At 65.7% G+C, this 20,316-nt stretch carries 18 protein-coding genes; 1 reads left to right on the forward strand and 17 read right to left on the reverse strand.

Going from position 1 to position 20,316, the window contains the following annotated elements:
• Positions 1 to 191 precede the first annotated feature (191 nt).
• The 9 genes from ureG to xerC form a co-directional block, all read right to left on the reverse strand.
• Positions 192 to 815: an urease accessory protein UreG gene (ureG, locus tag A4C63_RS15630; protein ID WP_010953755.1), complete on the reverse strand. Its 624-nt coding sequence runs from the start codon at positions 813 to 815 to the stop codon at positions 192 to 194.
• 11 nt (positions 816 to 826) lie between these two features.
• Positions 827 to 1,501, reverse strand: coding sequence for an urease accessory protein UreF (locus A4C63_RS15635; RefSeq protein WP_063913450.1), 675 nt, complete (start codon positions 1,499 to 1,501; stop codon positions 827 to 829).
• Entirely contained in the window at positions 1,501 to 2,046 is a 546-nt protein-coding gene (locus A4C63_RS15640) for a HupE/UreJ family protein (RefSeq protein ID WP_063913451.1), read from the reverse strand. Before A4C63_RS15640 ends, A4C63_RS15635 begins: the two co-directional genes overlap by 1 nt.
• A gap of 17 nt (positions 2,047 to 2,063) precedes the next feature.
• Complete coding sequence (ureE, locus tag A4C63_RS15645) at positions 2,064 to 2,561, reverse strand: urease accessory protein UreE (RefSeq protein ID WP_063913452.1); 498 nt, start codon at positions 2,559 to 2,561, stop codon at positions 2,064 to 2,066.
• Between the two features lie 10 nt (positions 2,562 to 2,571).
• Entirely contained in the window at positions 2,572 to 4,275 is a 1,704-nt protein-coding gene (gene ureC / locus A4C63_RS15650; RefSeq protein ID WP_063913453.1) for an urease subunit alpha, read from the reverse strand.
• Positions 4,272 to 4,589: an urease subunit beta gene (locus A4C63_RS15655; RefSeq protein ID WP_025339426.1), complete on the reverse strand. Its 318-nt coding sequence runs from the start codon at positions 4,587 to 4,589 to the stop codon at positions 4,272 to 4,274. The genes ureC and A4C63_RS15655 overlap by 4 nt, the downstream gene beginning before the upstream one ends.
• A 19-nt stretch (positions 4,590 to 4,608) precedes the next feature.
• Positions 4,609 to 4,911: an urease subunit gamma gene (locus tag A4C63_RS15660; protein WP_003256923.1), complete on the reverse strand. Its 303-nt coding sequence runs from the start codon at positions 4,909 to 4,911 to the stop codon at positions 4,609 to 4,611.
• A 9-nt stretch (positions 4,912 to 4,920) separates the two neighbouring features.
• Positions 4,921 to 5,754 carry an urease accessory protein UreD gene (locus A4C63_RS15665; RefSeq protein WP_063913454.1) on the reverse strand — a complete coding sequence of 278 codons (834 nt, stop codon included), beginning with the start codon at positions 5,752 to 5,754 and terminating at the stop codon, positions 4,921 to 4,923.
• Positions 5,755 to 6,225: 471 nt separating this feature from the next.
• Complete coding sequence (gene xerC, locus A4C63_RS15670; protein WP_063913455.1) at positions 6,226 to 7,140, reverse strand: tyrosine recombinase XerC; 915 nt, start codon at positions 7,138 to 7,140, stop codon at positions 6,226 to 6,228.
• A 214-nt stretch (positions 7,141 to 7,354) separates the two neighbouring features.
• Here xerC and A4C63_RS15675 point away from each other — a divergent pair, with 214 nt between their 5' ends.
• A complete protein-coding gene (locus A4C63_RS15675) occupies positions 7,355 to 8,536 on the forward strand; it encodes an NnrS family protein (protein ID WP_063913456.1) in 1,182 nt (393 codons plus the stop codon).
• A 72-nt stretch (positions 8,537 to 8,608) separates the two neighbouring features.
• On the opposite strand, the gene A4C63_RS15680 is transcribed toward A4C63_RS15675, so the two are convergent.
• The 8 genes from A4C63_RS15680 to A4C63_RS15715 form a co-directional block, all read right to left on the reverse strand.
• Positions 8,609 to 10,870, reverse strand: a complete 2,262-nt coding sequence (locus A4C63_RS15680) for an ATP-dependent DNA helicase (RefSeq protein WP_063913457.1) — start codon at positions 10,868 to 10,870, stop codon at positions 8,609 to 8,611.
• Positions 10,867 to 12,516 carry a VRR-NUC domain-containing protein gene (locus A4C63_RS15685; protein WP_063913458.1) on the reverse strand — a complete coding sequence of 550 codons (1,650 nt, stop codon included), beginning with the start codon at positions 12,514 to 12,516 and terminating at the stop codon, positions 10,867 to 10,869. The genes A4C63_RS15680 and A4C63_RS15685 overlap by 4 nt, the downstream gene beginning before the upstream one ends.
• Positions 12,517 to 12,741: 225 nt before the next feature.
• Positions 12,742 to 14,058, reverse strand: a complete 1,317-nt coding sequence (locus tag A4C63_RS15690) for an MFS transporter (RefSeq protein WP_063913459.1) — start codon at positions 14,056 to 14,058, stop codon at positions 12,742 to 12,744.
• 89 nt (positions 14,059 to 14,147) lie between these two features.
• Entirely contained in the window at positions 14,148 to 15,365 is a 1,218-nt protein-coding gene (locus A4C63_RS15695; RefSeq protein ID WP_063913460.1) for a fumarylacetoacetate hydrolase family protein, read from the reverse strand.
• A gap of 20 nt (positions 15,366 to 15,385) precedes the next feature.
• Entirely contained in the window at positions 15,386 to 16,444 is a 1,059-nt protein-coding gene (locus tag A4C63_RS15700) for an Ldh family oxidoreductase (RefSeq protein ID WP_063913461.1), read from the reverse strand.
• A gap of 35 nt (positions 16,445 to 16,479) precedes the next feature.
• Positions 16,480 to 18,021, reverse strand: coding sequence for a UxaA family hydrolase (locus A4C63_RS15705; RefSeq protein WP_063913462.1), 1,542 nt, complete (start codon positions 18,019 to 18,021; stop codon positions 16,480 to 16,482).
• 284 nt (positions 18,022 to 18,305) lie between these two features.
• Entirely contained in the window at positions 18,306 to 19,259 is a 954-nt protein-coding gene (locus A4C63_RS15710; protein ID WP_063913463.1) for a LysR family transcriptional regulator, read from the reverse strand.
• A gap of 34 nt (positions 19,260 to 19,293) precedes the next feature.
• Positions 19,294 to 20,241: a LysR family transcriptional regulator gene (locus tag A4C63_RS15715; RefSeq protein ID WP_063913464.1), complete on the reverse strand. Its 948-nt coding sequence runs from the start codon at positions 20,239 to 20,241 to the stop codon at positions 19,294 to 19,296.
• Positions 20,242 to 20,316: the final 75 nt, after the last annotated feature.

A 20,316-nucleotide genomic window follows, 5' to 3' on the forward strand; every position in this document is an offset into this window, starting at 1 on the left:
TCAAGGCACCTCTGGCATTCAGCTTGCCATTCACCGCTCTCACTCCAGATTCTAATCCCCTCTCAAGACACAAGCGGCTTTAGCCGCGAAGAAGCCAACGCGGTGGGTGGCACCGGCTGCGCCGGTGTTCGCGGGTAAACCCGCTCCCACAGGAATTGCGCCATGGTCCAGACGGCGTTCAACCCGTTACATCACCCGCGCACGCCCAGCATCCCGCGCTCGACGATGAAATCGATCACCGCCTGCAGCCCCTCGCCCTTCTTCAGGTTGCTGAAGGTCCATGGCCGCTGTGGGCGCATGCGTTGGGTATCGCGCTCCATCACTTCCAGAGAAGCGCCCACATAGGGCGCCAGGTCGGTCTTGTTGATCACCAGGAAATCCGACTTGGTAATTCCCGGCCCGCCCTTGCGCGGGATCTTCTCGCCTTCGGCCACATCGATCACGTAGATGGTCAGGTCGGCCAGCTCCGGGCTGAACGTGGCACTCAGGTTATCACCGCCGCTTTCGACGAAGATCACCTCAAGGTTGCCAAACTTGCGCGCCAGTGCTTCGACCGCCGCCAGGTTCATCGAGGCGTCTTCACGTATCGCCGTGTGCGGGCAGCCGCCAGTTTCCACCCCGACGATGCGCTCCGGCTCCAGGGCCCCGGCTTCGGTGAGGATGCGCTGGTCTTCCTTGGTGTAGATGTCGTTGGTGACCACAGCGATCTGGTAGTGGTCGCGCATGGCCTTGCACAAGGCTTCGAGCAGCGCCGTCTTGCCGGAGCCGACCGGGCCGCCGACACCGACGCGCAGGGGTTGTTGATAGCTTTGCATGCAGGCAGTCCTCAGGAACGGAACAAACGGGTGTATTGGGTTTCGTGACGCGATGAGGCAATGGCCAGCAACGGCAGGCCGCCGCCAAGCTGGTCATCGCCCAGGGCCAGTGCCTGGTCGAGGGCTGCAGGCAGCCCTGCCCCCAGGTCGCGCAGCAAGGTCTGGGCCGCCTGCTGGCCGAACGGCACCAGCTTGACCCCAGCCATTACCGCGCCCTCCAGCCAGGCAAAGCCATGGCCCAGGGCTAACTGGCGCAGTGGGATCGCCCAGTGCGCAGCCAGCCAGGCCATACCGCCCAGCTGGGTGAGTTCGAGGCTGGCACGCCAGGCCGGCGCCTGGCCCAGTTGCCAGCCATCCAGCAGCCGTGCCAGCGCCGCGCCGCGCTGCTGCTCTTCCAGGCGCAGTTCGGCGGTTTCGCGGTTGGCCAGCAGAAAGCGGCACCAGTGGCCGAAGGCCTCGGCGTCCTCGGCCTGGCAGGCACGGTAAAGGCGCGCCAGCACCGGCCAGTCGAGGCAGGCAAGGGTGTCGTCGATCTGTTCGCGCTGCCAGGCAGCGAAGCCATCCACGTCCCTTACCCAGCCGACCTCGACCGCCCACTCCAGGCCTTGCGAGTAGGTAAAACCACCCACCGGCAAGCCAGGGCTGGCCAGCTGCAGCAGGCGCAGCAACGCCAGGTCGCTGTCCATCAACCGGCCAGTACCAGCGCGGCGCCGGCCAGCAGGCCACCGCCAAAGGCTTTCTGCAAGCCGCTATGTCTGCGCAGCAGACAACCGACCGCGAAGCCGGCCGCCAGCAAAAGGCCGCTGACCGTGACGAAGCCGGCACTGAATTGCCAGAACGCGCTTGGTGTGGCTTCCACGCCATGGGCCCAGCCATGGAACAGGGCGAACACCGGCATGGCCATGGCCAGCAGCAGTTGACGGCGAGGCAGCAGCACGGCCCCGGCAGCCACCAGCAGCGACAAGACAATCAGGGTTTCCATGCCCAGCACATCGCCGAACAGGTGGCCGCACACCGCACCGCCGAACATCGCCGCGAGGGTTGCCAGAGGTAGCGTCAGGCTGCGCCGGGTCAACGCGGCAAGCACGCCGGTGCCCAGCAGCATCAGCAGGTGGTCAAGCCCGGTCAGCGGGTGCAGAAGGCCGTCCTGCAGCGGGTTGGAGTCGTGCCCGGGGTGGGCGAAGGCTGGCAGCGCCAGCATCAGCAGAAACAGGGCGAAAGTCTTTTTCATCGGTTGCTCCAGGCAGTTCAGGAATGGGCAGGCAGGCGCACGAACGGATGATCGTGGCCGTGGGCATGGCTATGGCTGTGCGGCGCGCTTTGGTAGGCGCCCGCTTCGGGCTCGAAGGGTGCCTGTTCGGCTTCTACCGTCAGGCCCAGACCACGCAACATGTCGTCCAGCACATGGTCGTGCTGGAAGCGCAACAGGCCGGGTTCGATCTGCAGCGGCACATGGCGGTTGCCCAGGTGATAGGCCGCGCGGGCCAGCAAGTGCGAGTCGGCACAGCGCACCGTGGACACCGCTTCGGGTGCCGCCAGCACACGTATCAGCTGTGTACCCTCGGCATCGGCCAGCAGTTCGCCTCCGCGCAGCAGGTGGCCGCGCTCGAGCATCAGCCCGGCCTCGCGGCCATCATCCAGGGTCACCCGCAGGCGACTCTTGATGCGGCTGTCCACGTCCAGGGTGACGGTACCGGTTTCGCCCAGCGTGCCGGGGTCGGAGATACGGCGGGTCAAGACAATCATCGGTGCTCCTTCAGAACAGGAAGTAACGCTGGGCCAGCGGCAGTTCGCGGGCCGGTTCGCAGACCAGCAGTTCGCCGTCGGCACGCACCTGGTAGGTCTGCGCATCGACCTCGATCAGCGGCTGCAGGGTGTTGTGGACCATGTCCGGTTTGCGCACCCGGCGGCAGCCGTGGGCCACGCCGATCAGGCTGCGCAGGTTCAACTCCTCGGCCAGGCCGCGGTCCATCGCTGCCTGGGGCAGAAAGGTCATGCGCGTGGCATGCCGTGCCGCGCCCAGGGCGCCGAACATCGGCCGGTAGTGCACCGGTTGCGGCGTGGGGATGGAGCCATTGATGTCGCCCATGGGCGCGGTAACAATCATCCCGCCCTTGATCACCAGGGCCGGCTTGACCGCAAAGAACGCCGGCGCCCACAGCACCAGGTCGGCCAGCTTGCCGACCTCCACCGAGCCCACTTCGTGGCCGATGCCGTGGGTCAGTGCCGGGTTGATTGTGTACTTGGCGATGTAGCGCTTGACCCGGAAGTTGTCGCTGTAGCTGGTATCTGGCGCCAGTGGCCCGCGGCGCAGCTTCATCTGGTGGGCCACCTGCCAGGTGCGCAGCACCACCTCGCCAACCCGGCCCATGGCCTGGGAGTCGGACGAGGTCATGGCAAAGGCGCCCATGTCGTGGAGGATGTCCTCGGCGGCGATGGTTTCGCGGCGGATGCGCGACTCGGCAAAGGCCACGTCTTCAGCGATGCTCGGGTCCAGGTGGTGGCAGACCATGAGCATGTCCAGGTGCTCGTCCACGGTGTTGACCGTGTACGGCAGGGTCGGGTTGGTCGAGGACGGTAATACGTTGGCCTGCCCCGCTGCGCGGATGATGTCCGGGGCGTGGCCGCCACCCGCACCCTCGGTGTGGAAGGTGTGGATGGTGCGGTCGCCGATGGCCGCCAGGGTGTCCTCGATGCAGCCGGACTCGTTGAGGGTGTCGGTGTGGATCGCCACCTGGATGTCCATTTCCTCGGCCACACCCAGGCAGCAGTCGATGGCCGCCGGTGTCGAACCCCAGTCTTCGTGCAGCTTGAGGCCCACGGCACCGGCCGCGATCTGCTCGCGCAGCGCTTCCGGCCGCGAGGCGTTGCCCTTGCCCAACAAGCCGATGTTGATCGGCAGGCTGTCGGCGGCCTGAAGCATGCGCGCCAGGTACCAGGGGCCGGGCGTGCAGGTGGTGGCGTTGGTGCCGGTGGCCGGGCCGGTACCGCCACCGATGAAGGTGGTGACACCGCTGTTCAGCGCCTCGTCCACCTGCTGCGGGCAGATGAAGTGGATGTGCGAGTCGACGCCACCGGCGGTGACGATCTTGCCCTCGGCCGCGATCACCTCGGTGCCGGGGCCCACCGGCACGTTCACGCCGGGCTGCACATCGGGGTTGCCAGCCTTGCCGATCACCGCGATGCGCCCGTGCTTGATGCCGATATCGGCCTTGACGATGCCCCAGTGGTCGATGATCAGGGCATTGGTCAGTACCAGGTCCATGGCTTCGGCGGCCAGCATCTGGCCCTGCCCCATGCCATCGCGGATGACCTTGCCGCCACCGAACTTGACCTCTTCGCCATAGATGGTGAAGTCCTGCTCCACCTCGACCCACAGCGCAGTGTCGGCCAGGCGTACGCGGTCGCCCACGGTGGGGCCGAACATGTCGGCATAGGCCTGGCGGGATATGCGGCTCATGCCCTGCCCTCCAGCGCGCCCATCACCTTGCCCTGAAAGCCATGGACCTCACGCTTGCCTGCGTAGGCCACCAGTTGCACGGTACGCGCCTGGCCGGGTTCGAAACGCACGGCGGTACCCGCGGGGATGTCCAGGCGAAAGCCCAGGGTCGGTGCGCGCTCGAACACCAGCGCCTCGTTGACTTCGTAGAAGTGGTAGTGCGAGCCGACCTGCACCGGCCGGTCGCCATGGTTGGCCACGCTGACGCTGACCGTCGCGCGGCCGCTGTTCAGCTCGATGTCGCCAGCGGCGACCTGGATTTCACCTGGGATCATGCGGGGCTCCTGGGCAGTTTCAGACGATGGGGTCATGCACGGTCACCAGCTTGGTGCCATCCGGGAAGGTCGCTTCGACCTGCACGTCGTGGAGCATTTCGGCAATGCCGGGCATTACCTGCTCGCGGCTCAGCACTTCGCGCCCCAGGCTCATCAGCTCGGCGACGGTGCGGCCATCACGGGCGCCTTCGAGCACGGCGGCACTGATCAGCGCCACCGCTTCCGGGTAGTTGAGCTTCAGGCCACGGGCCAGGCGCCGCTCCGCCAGCAACGCGGCAGTGAACAGCAGCAGTTTGTCTTTCTCTCTCGGGGTCAGCTCCATGGCGCTCTCTCAGGTAGCCCAGATACGCGGCGGGCAGGCAGGCAGGCCGAGGACGGCCGGGCGCAGCACATGCCACAGGCGTTGCAGGGTGCGTTGCAGGTGTTGGTTGTCATGGTCGAGCACGCGGATCACCAGCAGCGACCCGAGCAGGGTCGCGCCAGCCGGGTTGGCCAGTTCGTCAAGCAGCGGGCGCACCAGCTCCAGCACGGCCTGGTCGGCTGGTGCGGCGCAGAAGGTGGCCAGCAGCGGATGCCCGCCAAGCTTGGCCAGGCGTCCGCCTTCAAGACGCAGGCGCTCGTGCAGGCCGACTTCGTCGGGCAGTTCGATGTGCAGGCGGCTGTCGAGGGCACCCTGGTCGAAACGCTCGCCCATCACCGGGCGCCCCAGGCACAGGGTTTCCCAGGCCAGCAGGCGCGCCCCCGGTTCGAGGGTGAAACGGCTTTTCAGGCTGGCACGGGCGCCGGAAAAAAAGATGCTGTCTTGCGGTAGCCACTCCAGGGTGCTGCCAGCGGCCAGGTGAAAGCGCTGGGCCAGCCGCGCGGTCGGGCCGATACTGCGGTAGAACTTGCTGGCGCCGGGCATGGTCAGCAGCGCGTGGCTGCCCGGTTCCAGCTGGATGTCCAGTTCCAGGCGGTCGCCGGCGACGATGCCGCCGGGTGGGTGCAACACGTAGACATGGCACGGTGCACCTTCCGGATAGAACGGCCGCTGCACCAAAAGAGGTCCGAAATGCCGCCACGCACCAAGGCGGGTCACCTCGTCGCGCCTGACGAAGCGCAACTGCAGGTGGGCGCTCCAGCCTGCATCGTCTTGCTGTTGTTCGATCTGCTCCGCGAGCGACATCCTGCGGCCCCTGAAATCCGTGGCCTGTTGGCCGTTTAGAGGGGCAGGCGCGCACGGCTACAACGCTCGCGGCCTGACCACTCGATCAAATTCTCAGGCTGGATATAGCAGGTTGCGGGCCAACTCCGCAGGTGAACGGAAATGAAACTTTTGCCACAGCCGCTCTGGCATCGGGCATACAGGGGGATGGCGCACAAGGCGGGGGCGTGCTTCGGCCCTGTTTCGGTGCCCGTACCGGTGCAAATGGGGCTGCTTTGCAGCCCTTCGCGGGCACGCCCGCTCCCACAGGTTATTCGGTACCTGGAGGCCTGTGCTGTACCTGTGGGAGCGGGGTGCAAATGGGGCTGCTTTGCAGCCCTTCGCGGGCGCGCCCGCTCCCACAGGTTGATCTGTACCTGGAGGCCTGTGCTGTACCTGTGGGAGCGGGCATGCCCGCGAAGGGCCGCAAAGCGGCCCCCAAAAAATCAAACCTCAGTAATCGAAGCGGTCCACCGCACGCCGACGCTCGTTGTCATCACGCCGGTCATAGATGGCCGTGGTCTGGATATTGGCGTGATGCGCAAGCTTCTGCGCAATCGACAGGTCATGTTCTTCAATCACCCGGGTGATGAACGCCCGGCGGAAGTCGTGTGGCATGATCTTCACGCCCACCTGCGCGCCGCGCTGGCGGGCGATGTAGTAAATGGCATGCTTGGTGATGCGCGCCCGCGTGATGTGGCTGCCACGGCGGATGCGGTTGAACAGGAACGGGTCGTCTTCGACCCCTCCCGGCAGGTCCTGGCGGCGCAGGTCCAGCCACGCCTGCAACTTCTCGAACGCCCATGGCGGCGCGTACTTGATCAGCTGGCGGTTACCCTTGCCCAGCACCTGCAGGCTGCGCGCCTCGAAGTCGACCTGGTCCAGGTCGATGTCCACCGACTCCGACTTGCGCATGCCGGTGCCGTACAGCAAAGCGATGATCGCCGCGTCGCGCACACCCTGGGGCCGCGGGTCGGCCGCGCACACATCCATCAGCTCGCGGATCAGGCTGCGCCGCAGGTTGCGCCCCGGCGGCAGGCGGCTGCCAGTGTCCGGCTTGACCTCGCGAATGCGCAGCAACTGCTCGTGATCGATCAGGCCCTGGCGCCAGGCTTCGTTCATCACCCCGCGGATGGCGTTGACGTACAGCGACGAGCTGTTGGGTGCGTAACCGTCGGCACGCAGCGCCGCCACCAGGGCGATCACATGGCCGGGCTCGAGCCGATGCCAAGGCACATCGACGATATTGCAGTCGACAAAACCCAGCCGGTCGGCGGCGTCCTGAAGGATGTAGCGCATGGTTTGCTGGCTGGATGGGGCCAGGCGGGCCATGTACTGCAGCAGCGGATTTTTCGAGAGGTCGGACAAAACGTGAATCCTGTAGCGAAGCGTTGACCAGCGGCGAACCGGCCAAACCCTGAAGCAAGTCAAAACGACATACAAGCAAGTCTGAATAACAGCAAAGTACGCATGTCATTCGGACCCGGAGAGGTGCCATCACCTTGATATACAAGGGGTTTGAAGCTGGCACGGATCGTGATCTTACCCCAATTAAGCCTACTGAACGAACGAAGGTCCGCCCATGCTTGTGCAACCGATCGAGTCACGCCCACGCCAGGCCGTCTGGGGCCTGGGTTTCCGCCCATTCTTCCTGGGGGGCAGTTTGTTTGCGCTGGTCGCCTTGCTGTTGTGGGCCGGCGTACTGGCCGGGGTACTGGACCCCACGCCACCCGGCGGCATGCTCGCCTGGCACCGCCACGAGATGCTCTACGGCTTTGCCACCGCCATCGTCGCCGGGTTCCTGTTGACCGCCGTACAGAACTGGAGCGGAATCCCGGGCCTGAGCGGGCACGCGCTGCAGGGCCTGTTCCTGCTGTGGGCGCTGGGCCGGGCGAGTTGGTTCCTGCCGCTGCCGGGCGGCTTGCTGGCCGTGGTCGAGGGCAGCTTCCTGCCACTGGTGGCACTGGCCCTGGCAAGGCCGATCGTGCAACGGCGCTTGCGTAACAACTACCCGATCGTCGGCCTGGTGCTGCTGATTGCCGCCTGCCAGTGGCTGACCCTGGCCGGCTGGCTGCGCCAGGACGAACTGTGGCAGCGCCGCGGGGTGTTTGCCGGGTTGTGGCTGGTGGCCGCGATGATGACCGTGCTTGGCGGGCGGGTGATCCCGTTCTTCACCCGGCGCGGCCTGGGCAACATGGCCCCGGCCCCGGCCCGCCCCTGGCTGGACCGTGCCTGCCTGCTGCTCAGCGTAGCGGTACCGCTGGCCTTTGCCTCGGGCTTGGCCGATACGCCGCGTATCGGCCTGGCCGTGCTGTTCGGCGCCTTGTTCGCCTTGCACACCGCCCGCCTGGCCTTGTGGTATGACCGCGGCCTGTGGCGTGTGCCCCTGCTGTGGTCACTGCACCTGGCCTATGCCTGGATTGCCATTGCCTGCCTGGGCATGGCGCTATGGCACGCCGGGGTGGCGCTGAGCCCGAGCCTGGTGACTCACGCCCTGACCGTGGGTGCCATGACCGGCTTGATCCTGGCGATGATGGCACGGGTCAGCCTGGGCCACAGCGGCAGGCCGCTGCAGGTACCAACCAGCATTGCCTGGGCCTTTGCCTTGATACAACTGGCGACGCTGGCAAGGGTGGTGCTGCCGTTGTTCACACCGCTGGGGGTGAGCCTTTCGGTACTGTGCTGGAGCCTGGCGCTGCTGCTTTTCCTGCGCCACTACCTGCCCATTTTGCTGCAGCCCCGGGTAGATGGCATGCCTGGCTAGCCTTGATGCCCAGATTGGGGCCGCTTTGCGGCCCAGGGTTTCAGCGCAGACGCACAAATTGCCGGGGCCGCGTTAACCTCCCGGCGCCGGCCACCACCCCGGGAACATCTGCTGCACCCGGGGTTCGGCGAAGCGCTCGTCGATCAGCACCAGCACACCACGGTCCTGGTCGCCACGGATCACCCGGCCTGCCGCCTGGATGACCTTGCGCACGCCCGGGTAGAGATAGGCGTAATCGAAACCCGCGCCAAACTGCCGACCCAGGCGCTGCTTGAACTGCTCGTTGACCGGGTTGACCTGAGGCAACCCAAGGGTAGCGACAAACGCGCCGATCAGCCGCGTGCCCGGCAAGTCCACCCCCTCCCCGAATGCACCACCCAGCACCGCAAAGCCCACCCCGCGGCCATCCGCCACAAAACGGTCGAGAAACCCCTGGCGGGCCGCCTCGTCCATGCCCGGCTCCTGGGCCCACATGGGAATCTGTGCATGCCGCTCGGCCAGCAGCCCGGCAACCTGTTGCAGGTACTCGAAACTGCTGAAGAACGCCAGGTAGTTGCCCGGCATGCGCTCATACTGCCGGGCAATCAGCTCGACGATTGGCGCCAGCGAAGCCTGGCGTTGCTGGTAGCGGGTGGATACCTGGCTGGCGATGCGCACTTCCAGCTGTTCAGCGCGAAACGGCGCGGCCACTTCCAGCCAGGCGGTATCGGCCGGCATGCCCAGCAGGTCGCTGTAGAAATGCCGTGGGCTCAGGGTGGCGGAAAACAGCGTCACACTGCGCGCCGCCTGCATACGCGGGGCCAACAGGCGCGCCGGGGTGACATTGCGCAGGCACAGGGTGGCCAGGCGCCGCTTGCGCGGGCCCTGGCGCTGGCTGATGTCGAACAGGAAGTGCTCGTCGAACAGCTCGGCAACCCGGCTGAACTGTAACGCCTGGTAGAAGAACTGCAGCACCTGCGGGTCCATTTGCGCAGGCGTCTGGTTCATCTGCTCCTGGATCAGCCCGATGCATTGCTGCAGGGCGCGCAGCAATGCGTCCGGCAGCGCCTCGCTGGCCTGGTACGGCGCACGCTGTTCCTTGTAGAGGGCGTTCCACTGCCGGTTCAGCCGGTCCAGCGCACTGACCAGCCCGTGCGGTTTGCTCTGGCGCAGGGCCAGCAACTGGCCCTGGTCGAGACTGGCGCTGTACATGCCGCGCCCGCGCTCGACCAGGTTGTGCGCCTCGTCCACCAGCACCGCGACCCGCCACTGGTTGGCCTGGGTCAGGCCGAACAACAAGGCATGAGCATCGAAGTAGTAGTTGTAATCCGCCACCAGCACATCTACCCAGCGGGCCATCTCCTGGCCCAGGTAATACGGGCACACCTGGTGCGCCAGGGCCACCACGCGCAGCTGGGCACGGTCGAGCAAAGGCAGCGCTGCCGCCGCCTCCCGCGCGGCCGGCAGGCGGTCGTAGAAGCCTGCGGCCAAGGGGCAGGACTCGCCATGGCAGGCCTTGTCAGGGTGCTCGCAGGCCTTGTCGCGGGCGATCAGCTCCAGCGTGCGCAAGGCCGGCTGCGGCGTTGCGTCGGTGATCTGGCGCATGGCATCGAGTGCCAAGGCCCGGCCCGGGGTCTTGGCGGTGAGAAAGAACAGCTTGTCCAGCTGCTGCGGCACCATGGCCTTGAGCAGGGGAAACAAGGTACCGAGGGTTTTGCCAATTCCGGTGCTGGCCTGGGCCATCAGGCAACGGCCGGTACTCACCGCCTTGTATAGGGTTTCCGCCAGTTGCCGCTGGCCTTGGCGGAACGCCGGATAGGGGAAGCCCAGCGCTTGCAGGCCCCGGTTACGCTCGGCCAGGCGTTGCTCCTGCCCTTGCGCCCACGCCAGAAAGCGTTGGCACTGGGTTGCGAAGAAGGCCTGCAGTTCGGCAGCCGTGCAGTGTTCACTGATCAGCGTCTGACCATCGCTGTCCACGTCCAGGTACACCAGCGCCACCTCGATGGCCGGCAATTGCCGTGCCTGGCACATCAACCAACCATAGACCTTGGCCTGTGCCCAGTGCAGCTGCCGATGGTTGGCCGGCTGGCGCGACAGGTCGCCACGGTGGGTCTTGATCTCTTCCAGGCGGTTGCAGGCGGGGTCATAGCCGTCGGCACGGCCACGTACCGTCAGGGTTTCGAACTGGCCTTCGAGGGCAATTTCCGACTCATAGCCCGTAGCGCGTCCCGCCACCACCCGCCTATGCCCCTCGATCCCCTCCTGGGCGGTAGGTGATGGCGTGAAGCGCAGGTCCAGGTCGCCGACCTTGGCGCTGAACTCGCACAAGGCGCGTACCGCCACGCTGTAGCTCACGGCGTTTCGCTCCAGCGCACATGGCACACCGCGACGGGCAGGCCGTGGGCCCGGCAGAACTCCAGCCAGCGCAGCTGGTTGTCCTGCAGGCGGTCGCCGGGGCCCTTGACTTCGACCATGCGGTAGCGGCCCTGTTGGGGCCAGAACTGGATCAGGTCGGGCATACCGGCGCGGTTGTTGCGGATGTCCTGCAACAGGCGCAGGAAGCACTGTTTCAAATGGGCCGCCGGCAGGCAGGCCAAGGCTTGCTCAAGCAATTCTTCACTGAGCATGGACCAGAACACGAACGGCGACTGCAGGCCTTGCTTGGCGGCGTAGCAGTCGAGAATCACCCGGTGATGGCTGCCATCGTCAAGCCGCGCCAGGCAACATTCGAACAGAGCACTGCGGCGTTGCTGGAAGTCGCTGTCGTGCAGGTCTTGCGGGGCGGCCTGGAACGGGTTGAAGAACGCGCCAGGCACCGGGGCGAAGATCGCCTCCCAGCACAGCAAGCCGAACAGGCTGTTGAACAGCGTGTTCTCCACGTAATGCACTGGCCCACCGGCTTCGGCCAAGTGCTGGCGGACCGCTTCCTCCACGCCCAGCGCTGCCAGTTCCCGGGGCAGCTCCAGCTCGATCAGCTCCAGGGGCGCGACACGCTGGCGCCGCTGTGGCGGGCCACCGAGCTTGCGGGCCAGGCGTGGCAACATGCGTTCCAGCGCCTGCACTTCCAGCGCATTGGCCGGTGCCGCCGCCAGTTGCAACGCCAGCGCATGGGCCTGTGCCCACTGCTCGCTGCGCTCCAGCACCCGCACCTGGCGGATGCGCGCCTGGGCATGGCTGCACTGCGCGTAGACCGCCATGGCCTGCGCCCAGTCACCCAGGCGTTCGCATTGCTGACCCAGGGCGAACTGCAGGCGCGCATGGCGCCGGGCCAGCCACGGGTTGTCGCTGCGCAGGCCTTGCATGGCAGCCAGAATCGACAGCGGGTCGTCGCCCTGCTCCAGGCGCTCGGCGCAATGGTGCAAGGCCATGGCCAGGTCGACTTCGGCACGTTGCTGCAGGGCACGCGAATCGGCACTGAACGGCACCTGTTCGTAGCGCAGCACACCGAGGTCGGCGAGGACGAAGTCCGACCAGTACTGGTACAGGTTGCCGAAGAACAGCAGGCGCATGCGATCGCACAGGGGTTGCAGACACCACTGGAGGATGCGCACACCACTGTCCGGGAACCACTCGGCCAATGACCGGGCTTGCAGGCCCAAGGGTTGCAGTTGTGCAAGCAGCTCATGCTTGGCGGCGCGGGGGCGGCTCAGCTGTGGGGCAAAACAGCGGGCAAGTTCGTCCTTGCGCAGCAAGGCGAACAGTTGCTCCAGCGCCAGTTGCGCAGGTTCCTGTACCCAGCCGAGGGCCAGCAACGGCTGCAGGGCCTGCCCGGTATCGCCGATTTCGGCATAGTCGAGGCGATCGCTGCGAAACAGCTCGCCTTTGCGCATGACCATGCGCACCATCAAGGCTTGTGCCGGGGTGTCCAGTTGGACGAAGGTGCGGATGAAAGCGAGTTCCTGATCGTCGAGCAGGTCTTCGTAGCGCTGTTCGACCCACAGCAGCACCTGGCGGAAATTGTGCAGGTAGTAGAACGGGTCGTCGACGGAATGGGCGATCACGGGATGGGGTCAGGCGGCTGGGATTAATACTGGTTATACATACAGATCGGTAGGCCTGGCAAGTGCCGTGGGTCGCTCAACAATCGGCTATCGGCTTGGGGCTGCTTTGCAGCCCAATCGCGACGCAAGGCCGCTCCCACAGGTATCACGCTGGTTTCAGCAGCACTGCAATACCTGTGGGAGCGGCCTTGCGTCGCGATTGGGGCGCACAGCGCCCCCCGGAACTCACATCTGTTCCGTCGCCCCGACCATCTCCGCCGCCTGGACCTTGGCACTGCCAATCGGTGCCTGCAGCAGCAGGAAGTACGCCACCGCCGAACACAGCGCCACCACCGCACTGATCATGAACGCCGTGGTGAACGAGCCCGAGTACTGGATGCTGAAACCGGTGACGATCGGCGCCACCGAGCCTGCAATGTAGCCGCCGAAGTTCTGGATCGAGCCAAACGAGGCCACGCGCTGGCTGTCGACGATGGTGTTGACGATCATCCAGGCGGTGGCGCTGGCCATGTTGATGCTGAACAGCGCCAGGCACAGCAGGATGATGCAACCGGTCAGGCCAGTGACGAACGACAGCGGCAGGGTGAACAGCGCCGCCAGCACCAGGCCGATGATGACGCTGAACTTGCGGCTGGCCAGCACGCTCATCCCGCGCTTCACCAACAAGTCGCAGAAGCGCCCGGCGACGATCGTGCCCGCTGCGCCAAAGCCGTAGGCCAGCGACACCACCCATGCGGTCTTGTACAGGTCCAGGCCGTGCTCACGCTCGAAGTAGCCAGGCAGCCAGGTCAGGTGCAGCCAGAGCATGTAGATCACGCCCATGAAGCCCAGTACCGCACCCCAGGTGCTGCGGTGCTTGAACAGGTCCAGCCAGCCGGCGAAGTACGAGGCCTTCGGCGCTTGTGCAGTGGCTACCGGCGCCGGCTGTTCGCCTGGCAACGGCTTGCCTTCGGCAGCAAGCTCCGCCAGGTAGCGTGCCTTGCTTTTGTAGAAGGTCAACCAGCACAGCGCCAGCACCACGCCGATCACGCCGGTGATGATGAACATGCCGCGCCAGCCGAAGTTGACCATGAACAGCGTCAGCAAGGGCGGCGCCAGGCACGGGCCGAGGCAGGTCGAGGACCAGACCACGCCAGTCGGGGTGCCGCGTTCGTTGGCATCGAACCACTCCGACAGGGCCTTGGCCGCCGACGGGAACATCGGCGCCTCGCCAATCCCCAGCAGCACCCGCAGGCCCATGAAGCCGGCAAAGCTGTTGACCATGCCAAATGCTGCCTGGGCCACCGACCAGCCCAGCAGCGAGGCGCCGAGGGCGATCTTGCTGCCCAGGCGGTCGATGATCATGCCCATCGGCAGCTGGGCGAAGGCATAGGCAATGGAAAACGCCGACAACAGGATGCCCATCTGCGACGGGCTGATCATCATGTCTTTCTGGATCGAGGTGTTGGCGATCGACAGCGCACTTCGGTCCAGGTAGTTGACGATGCCGATCAGCAGCAGGAACACGACGGTGATGCGTTGGTACTTCTTCGTAGGCTTCATGTGATGACCTTTATTATTATTGTTGCCGCGCTGTCAGCGCCTTGGCGATCCTTCGTTCATACCGCGCCCTCCCTGACGCTACGCGCCGCTCAAGGCTGGCGCGCGGTGGTTGCAGCGTCCAGCAGGCCGCGCCGGCCGAGGCTGTCGATCAGTGCTCGCAGGCCGAAGTCCCACTGCGGTGCCAGGTCGCTGGTGGTCACGCGGTTGCACAGGGTACCCAGGTGTGGGTTGCTGATGCTCACCACATCACCCGGCTTGTGGGTGAAGCCGTTGCCCGGTTGGTCACGGTCCTGCTTGGGGGCGAACAAGGTACCGAGGAACAGCACCAGGCCGTCGGGGTACTGATGGTTCTCGTTGAGGGTTTGCTGCACCAGGTCCTGCGGGTCGCGGCTGATCTGGCGCATGGAGCTGCGGCCGGCGAGGATGAAACCGTCTTCGCCCGTCACCTGCAAGTCCACTTCGGCGGCGCGCACATCGTCCAGCCCGAAGCTTTCGTCGAACAGGCGCAACAGCGGGCCCAGCGCGGTGGAGGCATTGTTGTCCTTGGCTTTTGACAGCAGCAAGGCGCTGCGGCCTTCGAAATCGCGCAGGTTGACGTCGTTGCCAAGCATCGCGCCCTTGATGCGACCGTCACTCGACACCGCCAGCACCACTTCCGGCTCCGGGTTGTTCCAGCTCGACTTGGGGTGGATACCGATGTCGGCGCCGTGGCCGACCGCCGACAGCGGCTGGGCCTTGGTGAACACCTCGGCATCCGGGCCAATACCCACTTCCAGGTACTGCGACCACAGGCCTTGCTCCACCAGCACCTTGCGCAACGCTTCGGCCTGGGCTGAGCCCGGCACGATCTGCGACAGGTCGGCGCCGATGCGGCTGGCCAAGGTGTCACGGATCGCATCGGCCTTGGCCGGGTCGCCCTTGGCCTGCTCTTCCACCACGCGCTCCAGCAGGCTGGTGGCGAAGGTCACACCAGCGGCCTTCACCGCCTGCAGGTCGATGGGTGCCAGCAGCCATGGCTGGTGCGGGTCGCGCTGGGCCGGGTCGCTGTTGCCCAGCAAGGCTGGCAGCACGACCAGCGGTTCGGCCAGCGGCAGGCTGCGCAGGTAGGCGACCGGGTCGGCCACTTCCAGCAGGGCCGAGACAGTGGCTACATAGGGGCTGATATCGTGCACGGCGCCGGCCTTCACCAGCACCACCGCAGGGCCCTGCTCCGGCAGCCAGACCCGCCCTACCCAACTGCCGCTGTCGAACGCGCTGGCATCGTGATTCAGAGGCAGCGGTCGCTTGCCGTTCGCTCGATCAGTCATCTGTGTACCCTTACTGTCATTCATTGGGAAAGTGCTGGCAGTTGCAGCTGCACGGCCAGCCGGTCAAGGTCAGCCACCAGCTGTGGTGAAAGACGTGCCCCCTGCTCCAGCGCTTGGCGGCGCAGGGCGAGGCCAGCCTGCCCAGGCAGGCGCACCGGGCGCTCGGGGTCCAGTGGCCGGCTGGCCAGGACCAGCCGGCCGAGGAAGCTGGTTTCGTCGGTGAACGCTTGCAGGCCACCGAAGAAACGCGGGTCGATGACCACGGCCGTGGCCGAGGCCCCCCACTGGTCTGGTACATCCTTGCGCCCATGGCCGGCCAGCCCCGAGGTCAGGGCCTCGACCAGCAGTGCCAGGGCGAAACCTTTGTGGCCAAAGGCCTGGCCACCCAAGGGCAGGATGCTGCCTGGCGGGCTGGTGAAGAAGTCGCGCGGGTCGGCGCTCAGTTGCCCGTCATTGCTCACCAGCACCGGGTGCGGCAGGCGGCTGCCGGTATCGCGGCACTGGCCGACCAGACCGAGGGTGACGGTAGACATGCTGACGTCCAGCAGAATCGGCTCGCCCTGGGTCGGGATACCCGCGGCAATCGGGTTGGGGGTGTAGACCGGATCGACGCCGCCATGGGCGCAGACCAGCCCCACTGACGGGTCCGAGGAATACAGCATGGCCACCAGGCCCTGGTCGGTGTAGGGCTTGAGGTAGGCTGCCAGGCAGCCGATATGCGCGGCGCGGCGTACCACGGCGATACCGATGCCCTGCCCGGCCGCGCCCTTTGCCGCGCAGTCCAGAGCACGGCTCACGCAGTACGGCCCCAACACGTAGTGGCCATCGAACAGGCTGGCAATGCCACTGTCGGACACCTGCTCCAGTGCCTGTGCACGGGCCTTCACCTGCCCGCTGAGCATGCCGTCGATGTAGCGGCTGACCAGGTTCAGGCCATGGGTGCGATGGCCCAGCAATTCGCCTTCGAGCAGTACCCGGGTCACGACCTGGGCAACTTCGGTATCGGCGCCGGCCTTTTCGAACAGCCGCTCGACGAAGGTGGTAAGCGCTTGCACGTTGTAATGTGTGGTTTGAGTCACTGCGGTTGCCTCGAAAATGGGACAGGGCTTGGCGATCAGGTCACGGCACCGATCTGCCAGGGCACGAACTCGTTCTGCCCGTAGCCGTGCTGTTCGCTCTTGCTGCGCTCCCCGGAAGCGATGCGCAGCATCTGCTGGAAGATGAATGCGCCGCGTTCCTCGATGCTGGTGGAGCCGTCGGCGATGCCGCCGCAATTGACGTCCATGTCTTCTTCCTGGTGCTCGAACACCCGGTTGTTGGTCGCCAGCTTGATCGACGGCGCCGGGGCGCAGCCGTAGGCCGAGCCACGGCCGGTGGTGAAGGCGATCAGGTTGGCCCCGCCAGCCACCTGGCCGGTGGCCGAAACCGGGTCGTAGCCGGGGGTATCCATGAACACCAGGCCCTGGGCACGCACCGCTTCCGCGTACTGGTACACGTCGACCAGGTTGCTGGAGCCGGCCTTGGCCACCGCGCCGAGGGACTTCTCGAGGATGGTGGTCAGGCCCCCGGCCTTGTTGCCGGCCGAGGGGTTGTTGTTCAGTTCGGCGTTCATGCGCTGGCAGTAGTCTTCCCACCAGCGGATGCGGGCCACCAGCTTTTCGCCGACCTCGCGGCTGACCGCCCGGCGGGTCAGCAGGTGCTCGGCACCGTAGATTTCCGGGGTCTCGGACAGGATCGCGGTGCCACCGGCCGCCACCAGGCGGTCGACGGCATTGCCCAACGCCGGGTTGGCGGTAATGCCGGAATAGCCATCGGAACCGCCACATTGCAGGCCGACCACCAGGTGCCGCGCACTGACCGGCTGGCGCTGCACCTGGTTGGCCTCGGCCAACAGCGCCTTGACCTGTTCGATGCCGGCGGCGATGGTTTTGGAGGTGCCGCCGATACCCTGGATGGTGAAAGCACGCAGCTGGGCGCTGGCCTGCAAGCCCTGGGTTTCCAGCAGGCTTTCGATCTGGTTGGTTTCGCAACCCAGGCCGATGATCAGCACGGCGGCAAAATTGGGGTGCATGGCGTAGCCGGCCAGGGTGCGACGCAACAGGCCCAGTGCTTCACCGCTGGGGTCCACCGCACAGCCGGCGCCGTGGGTCAGCGCCACCACGCCGTCGATGTTCGGGTAATCGGCCAGCATTGCAGGGTGGATGTCGCGGCGGAAATGGTCGGCCACAGCCCGGGCCACGGTCGCCGAGCAGTTCACCGAGGTGAGGATGCCGATGTAGTTGCGGGTGGCGACCCGGCCATCGGCGCGCACGATACCCTGGAACTGCGCTTCGCTGCCGGGCTGGCTGCGGGTATCGACACCGAAGGCATAGTCACGGGCGAAATCGCCCATCTGCACGTTGTGCACATGCACGTGTTCGCCGGCTTCGATAGCCTGCGAGGCAAAACCGATGATCTGCCCGTAACGGCGCAGGGGCTGGCCCTGCTCCACACGTTCGGTAGCGACCTTGTGGCCCGAAGGGATCGGCTGGCGCACGGTAATCGCCTCGGCGTCCAGGCGCAGGCCTTGCGGCAGGGCCTGGCGCGCGATGAGCACGTTGTCCAGCGGGTTGAGGCGGATGACGGCAAGGTCACCGGACTTGGCAATCAGTTGCATGGGACCTCTCAGGGCGGTGCGGCTGACTTCTTGTTATGGCTGCGACCACTGTAAGAAGCCTTGGGCAACATTCCCAATGAGATGATCCGATCGTGTGATAACCCTGGGTTATCAAAAACAGATATTAGTGCCTGTTTATCAATCGCATTTTTGGGCCATTGGGCTGCTCTGCAGCCCTTCGCGGGCTTGCCCGCTCCCACAGGTACAGCGCATGCCTTGAACCTTGTGCTGTACCTGTGGAAGCTGGCTTGCCTGCGATGGGCTGCGCAGCGGCCCCATGGGCTTCACCCCTGCTCCTGCTGACGGCGCCGAGCCCCCTCCAGCAAGATCTCGACAAACGCACGGGCCGAAGCGCTCAGCGGCTCATCCTTGCGGGTAACCACGCCGTACTCCAGCGCTGGCAAGTGCAAGGGGCTGCGCAATTCTTTCAGTTGGCCGCTGGCCAGCTGCGCGGCAACCATCGAGCGCGGCAACATGGCGATCATCGGCGCCGCTTGCAGCAGTTGCAGGAACATCGGCATGGAGATGGTTTCGACGCTGTCGGCAGGCGTGGCAATGCCGGCAACCCTGAAGGCCTGCTCCAGGCGGTTGCGGATCGGCGTGCCCACCGGGTACAGCACCCATGGCCAATCGCCCAGCGCCTTCAACGGCGTGCTTTCCAGCTGGTTGAGCGGGTGCTCGCTGTTGACCACCAGGCTGAACGGTTCGGGCTCCAGGGGCTGAAAGTCGAACACTTGGCTGAAGCGTTCTTCAGTGAAGCGGCCAATCATGATGTCGAGCTTGTTCTGCTCCAGCATGGTCAACAAGTGATCGCTGGAATGCTCCACCACTTCGATCGACAGCAACGGGCTGCGCGCCTTGATCGCGGCGATGGCCTGCGGCAGCACCAGCGCGGTGGCGGCAAAGATCCCGCCGACGCGGATAAAGCCGTGCCCGCCGTTGCGCAGGCGGTTGACCTGGTCGACGAACTGTTGCGACTCGGCCAGCGCGCCCTGGGCATAACGCACCACATACTCGCCCAGTTCGGTGGGAGGCATGCTTCGCGGCAGGCGCTCGAACAGGGCGAAGCCGAACTGCTCCTCGAGGTCACGCAACATCTTGCTCAGTGCCGGTTGGCTGAGGTTCATGCGCGTGGCGGTGGCGTGCATGTTGCGGGTGCGCGCCAAGGTGTCGATCAGCACCAAGTGCTTGTAGCGGATCCAGTTGCAAAAGCTGGAATGGGTCATGTCCGGCGGCATTGACGCAGGGCCTCAGGCAAGTGAAAAGGCAGGGCTATTGCGCCCGCAGGTAGTGCAGCAAAGTGTCCAAGGCAACCGAGTTGGGCCGCGCGCGCAGGGTCAGCACGCCCAGGTTGGCCATGGCCAGCGGCAGCTCCACGGGCAGGATAGCGACCATGCCATAGCGGGCATAATGCTTGGCCACGTCATCGGGCACCACCGCAATCATCTCGGAGGCTTCGAGCATGGCGGTGGTAGCCAGGATCGAGGCAGTTTCGACGATATCCAGCGACTGCACCATGCCACCGGCCTGCAGCGCGCTTTCGACACGGCGGCGCATCGGGCTGCCGATGGGGTGCAGGATCCAGGTAAGCGTCACCAGGTCGGCCAGTTGCAGCCCGGCCGCATTGGCCAGCGGGTGGCCAGCGCGGGCGATCACGCGCATCTGCTCACCGCCTTCGAACAGTTCGATGTTAAGGTCCTGGCTGTCGCTCTGGTCCGGCAGGCGCCCCACCACCATGTCGAAGTCGCCGCGCAGCAAGGCCGGCAGCAAGGTGTCGCTGGTGCCGACTTCCAGGGAAATACGCACCTTGGGGTGGTCGCGCTTGTAGGCCAGTACCGCCTTGGTCAGCACGCCCGGCACCGGCCCCATGACGCTGCCCACCCGCACCAGGCCCAAGGCTCCGCGCGCCAGCTCGGCAATCTGCGCCTGGGCATGCTCGAACTCATGCAGCGCGTTCTGCGCATAGCGGATCATCACTTCGCCATACAACGTCGCTTGCATTCCCCGTGGCAAACGCTCGAACAAGCGTACGCCCAGGCGCTCCTCAAGCTGCTGCAGCAACAGGCTGGCTGCCGGTTGCGTGGTATGCATCGCCGCGGCAGCACGGCGCAGGTTACCGAACTCGCCCAAGGCGTTGAGCAGCGTGATCTGCCGGCTGGAAATCTTCAATGCGCCGAGGCTGGCAGGCGCCTGGGCGCTGTCGAGTGGCAAGCGAGACATATCGAATCCGGTATCGCTGGTTAAGAATTGGCGATTATGCCTGTATCGCTCGACAACCTACAGTCAGGTCTCCCA

This window comes from Pseudomonas sp. p21 (assembly GCF_001642705.1).
Taxonomy (GTDB): Bacteria; Pseudomonadota; Gammaproteobacteria; order Pseudomonadales; family Pseudomonadaceae; genus Aquipseudomonas.